This is a genomic window from Marinobacter iranensis (assembly GCF_029207565.1).
Lineage (GTDB): Bacteria > Pseudomonadota > Gammaproteobacteria > Pseudomonadales > Oleiphilaceae > Marinobacter > Marinobacter iranensis.
Window position 1 is genome coordinate 1 of the sequence record NZ_JANCMW010000267.1, and the last position, 259, is coordinate 259.

1 protein-coding gene is annotated in these 259 nt (G+C 71.4%); it reads left to right on the forward strand.

What is annotated here, in order from left to right:
- Positions 1-194 (forward strand): FAD-dependent oxidoreductase (locus NLU14_RS22315; RefSeq protein WP_275710730.1); only part of this gene is annotated, 194 nt, incomplete at its 5' end.
- Positions 195-259: the final 65 nt, after the last annotated feature.

A 259-nucleotide genomic window follows, 5' to 3' on the forward strand; every position in this document is an offset into this window, starting at 1 on the left:
GGGGCCGCGAGACGCACGTCCTCGGCAGCTACAGCCACGCGCTCCCCGGCGAGCACGGCGCCCGCGCGGTGCTGCGAACCCCAGTGGACCCGCGCATCCGCTTCGCCGGCGAGGCATGTTCCGACGGCGAATTCTCCACCGTCCACGGCGCCTATAACAGCGGCGTCGCAGCGGCGCGGGCGTTGTTGTCCTAGGCGGCGGCCCTGCCCGCGGGCTCGGGGTTGGAGAATTCCATCTCCTGGTCGATCCCGCCGAATTT